This window comes from Spirillospora sp. NPDC049652, assembly GCF_040675125.1.
GTDB lineage: Bacteria > Actinomycetota > Actinomycetes > Streptosporangiales > Streptosporangiaceae > Spirillospora.
In genome coordinates this window covers 1-5,312 of sequence record NZ_JBFAOF010000498.1, presented here as the reverse complement: position 1 = coordinate 5,312, position 5,312 = coordinate 1, and the positions used below count along the sequence as shown (strand labels likewise).

At 74.7% G+C, this 5,312-nt stretch carries 4 protein-coding genes; all 4 read right to left on the bottom strand.

All coding sequences use genetic code 11. The features are described from left to right. The coding region (locus AB0J52_RS26185) for a hypothetical protein (RefSeq protein WP_500184932.1) at positions 1–1,529 on the bottom strand (1,529 nt) is incomplete at its 3' end. A gap of 96 nt (positions 1,530–1,625) precedes the next feature. Continuing rightward, positions 1,626–2,678, bottom strand: a complete 1,053-nt coding sequence (locus AB0J52_RS26180) for a cation diffusion facilitator family transporter (RefSeq protein ID WP_500184931.1) — start codon at positions 2,676–2,678, stop codon at positions 1,626–1,628. A 94-nt stretch (positions 2,679–2,772) separates the two neighbouring features. Further along, a complete protein-coding gene (locus tag AB0J52_RS26175) occupies positions 2,773–3,816 on the bottom strand; it encodes a hemolysin family protein (RefSeq protein WP_500184929.1) in 1,044 nt (347 codons plus the stop codon). Next, the coding region (locus AB0J52_RS26170) for a hemolysin family protein (protein WP_500184928.1) at positions 3,804–5,312 on the bottom strand (1,509 nt) is incomplete at its 5' end. The genes AB0J52_RS26175 and AB0J52_RS26170, both read right to left, overlap by 13 nt.

Genomic DNA, 5,312 nt, shown 5'->3' with positions numbered 1-5,312 from the left:
GCCTCGTCGGCCTGGCGCACCTTGGCCTTGAGGTCGGCGCGCAGCCGCTTCAGCTCGGCCGGGGGCGGCGCGACGTGCAGCCGCTGCGTCAGCGTCATCTTCTGCCGGACGGCCGCGACCGCCGACTCCGCCGCCCGGACGCGGTAGTAGGACGCGTGCCCCTCCGCCATCGCGGTGCTGTCCTCGGTGACCAGCCGCTCGGTCTCGACCTTGGCGGCGGGCAGTTCCTCGCGCGCCCGCGCGAGGTCGGCGATCAGCTGCTGCTCCTGGTCCTTGGCGGCGCTCAGCTCGAACCGCGCCTGGGCGGTCCGCTCGTCGATCGCCGAGACGCGTGTCCACGCCTCGTCCGCGACGTGCGCGGCCCGGCTGGCCTGCGCGGACGCCGCTTCCGCAGCGGCCTTGAGCCGTTCGGCCTCCTGCCGGGGTTCCACGGCCTCGGCGGCGACCCGGTCCTCCTCGGCCGCCGTCCGGGCCCGCTCGGCCTCGGCCTCGGTCACGCTCTCCCGGAAGGAGACCAGCTCGGCGCGCCGGGCGACGATCGAGGACTCCAGCCCGGCGATCTCGGTGCGCCGCCGCTCGCGCCGCTCGACGCCCTCGGTCTCCAGCCGCTCGACGGTCGCGATGTCCCGGGGCCATTGCTCCAGCCAGACCAGCCCGAGCTGGAGTTCGCGGAGCTCCCGCTCGGCGTCCTCGCGCCACACGTCCCCGACGGGCCGGACCACGATCCGCCGGACGACGGCTTCGAGCGGACGCCCGTCCGGCTCCTCCGTCTTGTCCGGGTCCTCCTCGGCGGGAGGCGCGGCAGCGGCGGCGGCGAGCATCTCGTCCGTGACGATCTTGTTGGGGGTGGTCTTCTCGGACATGGCATCAGGCGCGGCGTCCTGCGCCTGGTCCCGCATCTGGGCGAGCATGGCGTCCGAGATCGTCTCCATGCGGAGCGTCCCCATGTCGCCGACCGTGACGTCCGGATCGGCGCTCGAAGGCGGCTGGGCGGGCCCGGCCGCGCCTTCCGCGCCTTCCCCCCTTTCCGCGCGTTCGCCGGCGGCGGCGCGGGCGGCGTCCTCCTTCATCGAGCGGAACTCGACCGTGCCGGTGTCCTTGCGGCGGCGGAACGGCGGCGGGGGGACGGCCTCCTCCAGCAGCAGCGGAAGCTCCCGGTCGGCGAGAACCTCCAGCAGTGCGGCGGCCTCGTCCCTGGACGGCGCCAGCAGCAGGATGCGGCCGTCCAGCGCGTCGGTGATCTGCCTGACCGAGCCTCCGGCGTCCGCACCGGCGAGGTCGATCAGGTTCGCCGTCCCGTCGTCGAGGGACTCGGGCTCGACCATCAGGCGGGCGAGGGCCGTCCGGTCATCGGACGGCTCGCCCTGCGCGAAGGCGCGCAGGGTCGCCAGGCGTCCGGCCCAGCCCAGCGGGCGGTCGCCCTCGGACGCCCCGCCCTCCTCCAGTTCGGCCTCAAGGCGCCCGTAACGCTCGGTCAGCGCCGCGCACAGCTCATCGACCCGCTCGCGCAGCCGCTCCGTCTCGTCCACAGCCTGCTCCACCGTTCGCCGTCCCGGTCGCCGGACGCCCGGGGGACCGTGTTCGGCCCTCTCCGGATTTCTCCCACTCCGTCCATCTCTAACGTCTCACAGGCCAGGAGCGCTCCGGTGCCCCGCGAGCGGCGCGTGATGATCGACACCGTTCCGTGGCGCGGGATCGGGATGGACGAGCGCTCCGGTCAGCCTCGGCAGGGCGTGCATCAGGGCGTGCTCGGCGCGGACGGCCGCGTCGTGCGCCTGCACCAGCGTCCAGCCCGGATCGACGATCACGTCGCACTCGGCCCGCAGCCGGTGCCCGATCCAGCGCAGCCGGACGGTCCCGACCCCGAGCACGCCCGGGACGTGCCGGAGCGCGTGCTCGGCGGTCGCGACGAGCTCGGGGTCCACGGCGTCCATCAGCCGCCGCCACACCTCGCGGGCCGCCTGCCAGAGCACCACCAGGATCGCGGCCGTGATCAGCAGCCCGACCGCCGGATCCGCCCAGGTCCAGCCGAGGCCCACGCCCGCCGCGCCCAGCAGGACGGCCAGCGACGTGAACCCGTCGGTGCGGGCGTGCAGGCCGTCCGCGACGAGCGCGGCCGAGCCGATGCGGCGGCCCACCCGGATCCGGTACCGGGCGACCAGCTCGTTCCCGGCGAAGCCGATCAGCGCGGCGGCCGCGACCGTCCACAGATGCGTCACGGGCTGTGGATGAGCGATCCGCTGCAGGGCCGCATATCCGGCGGCGGCCGACGAAACGCCGATCGCGAGGACGACGGCCACCCCGGCGAGGTCCTCGGCCCGCCCGAACCCGTAGGTGTAGCGCCGGGTCGGCGGACGGCGGCCGAGCATGAACGCGATCCCCAGCGGGACGGCCGTCAGCGCGTCCGCCGCGTTGTGCAGGGTGTCCCCGAGCAGCGCGACGGACCGGCTGAACGCCACGACGGCCGCCTGGAGGACGGCGGTCGCGGCCAGGACGAGCAGCGAGATCCACAGGGCGCGCATCCCTTCGGCGCTCGACTCCAGCGCGGCGTCCACCTTGTCCGCCGCCTCATGCGAGTGCGGCCGCACGAAATGCCTGAGCCGCTCCCAGACCCCATGCCCATGTCCATGTGCGTGCGAATGCCCGTGGCCGTGGCCGTGCCCGTGTCGGGTGCTCATGTTCACACCATGGACCACGAAATCCGTTGCAGCATCTCGACAGAAACGCACGGTCCGCAGCCGCGAGAGGTTCGCGGCTGCGGATCCGTGGTCGTTAGTGCGGGTTCGCGGCGAGGAGCTCGGCGAGAAGGTCGTCCAGGGTCACGATCCCCACGATCCCGCCGTCGCCCCCGGCCTCCCCGCCGCCGTTCGGGCCGGCGCAGATCACGGCGAGCTGGGCGCGCGAGCGGCGCATCAGCGAGACCGCCGACAGGACGGTCGTCGCGCCGGTCAGGACCGGGGCCGGGTGTGCCAGCTCGGCGGCGCGGCGGTCGGCGTCCGGCTCGGTGACGGCGGCCCGGACGTGCACGATGCCGGGGCCCGTGCCGTCCCCGCCGAGGACGACGAGCCGGTTGTGCCCGCTCGCGGTCGCCACCCGCCGGACGTCGGCGGCGGTCGCGTCGGCCGGCACCGTGGCCACGTCGGCGGCCGGGACGACCAGGTGCGCGACCGTGACCTCCCGGGCCGAGATGGCGCGCCGCAGCAGCTCGTGGTCGTGCCGCCCGATCAGGCCGAGCCGCCGGGACTCGCCGACCAGGTGGCCCAGCGAGCGGACGTCGGCGGGGGCGTCCAGCTCGTCGCGCGGGGTGATCCGGCACAGCCGCAGCAGGCTGTTGGTGACGCTGTTGAGCGCCGAGATGACCGGCCGCGACACCTTCGCGAACGCCCGGAACGGCAGCGCCAGCAGCAGTGCCGACCTGCGCGGATAGGCGATCGCCCACGACTTGGGGGCCATCTCGCCGACGACCATGTGCAGGAACGTGACGACGCCGAGCGCGCAGGCCAGGGCGAGGCCCTTGCCGATCGCTTCCGGGACGCCGATCGCGTGCAGCGGCGGTTCCAGGACGTGCTCGAACGCCGGCTCGGTGACGATCGCGAGGCCCAGCGAGCACATCGTGATGCCGAACTGGGCTCCGGCGAGCATCAGGGACAGCTCGCGGGTGCCCGCGAGCGCGGCTGCCGCCGGGCGGCTGCCGCGCGCGGCCGCCCGCTCCAGCTGCGGACGCGGCGCGGCGACGAGCGCGAACTCGGCCGCCACGAAGAACCCGTTTCCGAGCAGCAGCAGGACCGTGATCAGCAGGGAGGTCAGCGGGTCCACGGACCCTCCCCGGAAGCCGCCATCGCGTTCGCGTCCACGGCCTGCCCGACGGCGCCGCCGCTACCGGCCTGCCCGACGGCATTGCCGTTACCGGCCTGGCCGACTGCGTTGCCGTTACCGGTCTGCCCGTCCACGCCCTCGCCGCTGACGACGATGGCGCCAATGGCCTGGCCGTCAGCGTTCTCGGTGCTCAAAGCTCTCTCGTCAACGCCATCATCCGTCACGCCTCCGCTGCTCGCGGCTCCGTCGCCGGGGCCGCCCTGCGCCGGGACGAGCACAGGGCCGGCCGGGCCCTCGCCGCCCCGGGCCGTCGGCGCGTCCGCCGCCGCGAGGGCGCGGACGCGGACCTCCCGCGCCACCCGGCGGGCGACGGAGACGACCTCGATCTCGGCGTGCCCGTCCGGTTCGGCCGGGTCCTCGCCCAGCGGGACGACCAGCCGGTCGCCGGGCCGGGGCAGGCGGCGCAGCTCCGCCATGACGAGCCCGCCGACCGTGTCGTAGGAGTCGCCCTCGGGCAGGGCGAGCCCGGTGGTCAGCTCGATCTCGTCCACGCGCAGCCCGGCGTCCAGCAGCCAGGAGCCGTCGGCGGAGCCGACCGGGGCCTGGTCGCGGGCATCGTTCTCGTCGGTGATCTCGCCGACCAGCTCCTCGGCGACGTCCTCGAAGGTGAGGATGCCGGCGAGGCCGCCGTACTCGTCCACGACGCAGGCGAACTCCTCGCCCGCCTCGCGCATCCGGTCGATGACCCCGTACAGCGGCTGGCTGCCGGGGACCATCAGGGCGGGCCGGGCGATCACCGAGACCGGCGTGGACGGCGCGAGCCCGTCCGCCGCGGCCTCGCGCGCGCCGACGACGCCGATGACGTCGTCCATGTCCTGCCCGTAGACGGGGTAGTTGGAGTTGCCGTTCTCGCGGATCAGGGCGACCAGCTCGGCGACCGTGGCGTCCGAGGACAGGGACCGCACCTGCGGGCGCGGCACCATGACCTCGTCGGCCGTCCGGTCGCCGAACGACAGCGCCCGGTCCAGCAGCCTGGACAGGTCGGCGGGCAGGTGCCCGGCACCGGCGGAGCGGTCGATGATCTCGCCCAGCTCCTCCAGGGTGGCGCCGCTGTGCAGCTCCTCGACCGGCTCGACGCCGACGGCGCGCAGCAGCCTCTCGGCGGCCCGGTCGAACAGCCGGATCAGCGGCCCGGCGACGGTGAGGTAGACCAGCGTGGACGCGGCGAGCGCGCGGGCGAGGCCCTCGGCCCGCGCGAGCGCGAGGTTCTTGGGGAACAGCTCGCCCAGCAGCATCTGGATGAGCGTGGCCAGCACGAATCCGGCGGCGAGGGCGATCGCGTCCACCGCCCCGGACGGGACGCCGGTCAGTTCGAGCAGCGGCTCGATGAGGCCGGCGAGCGCGGGCTTGGCGATGAACCCGACCACCAGGGTGGTCATGGTGATGCCGAGCTGGGCGCCCGAGAGCATGAAGGAGAGCCGGCCGACGACCCGCAG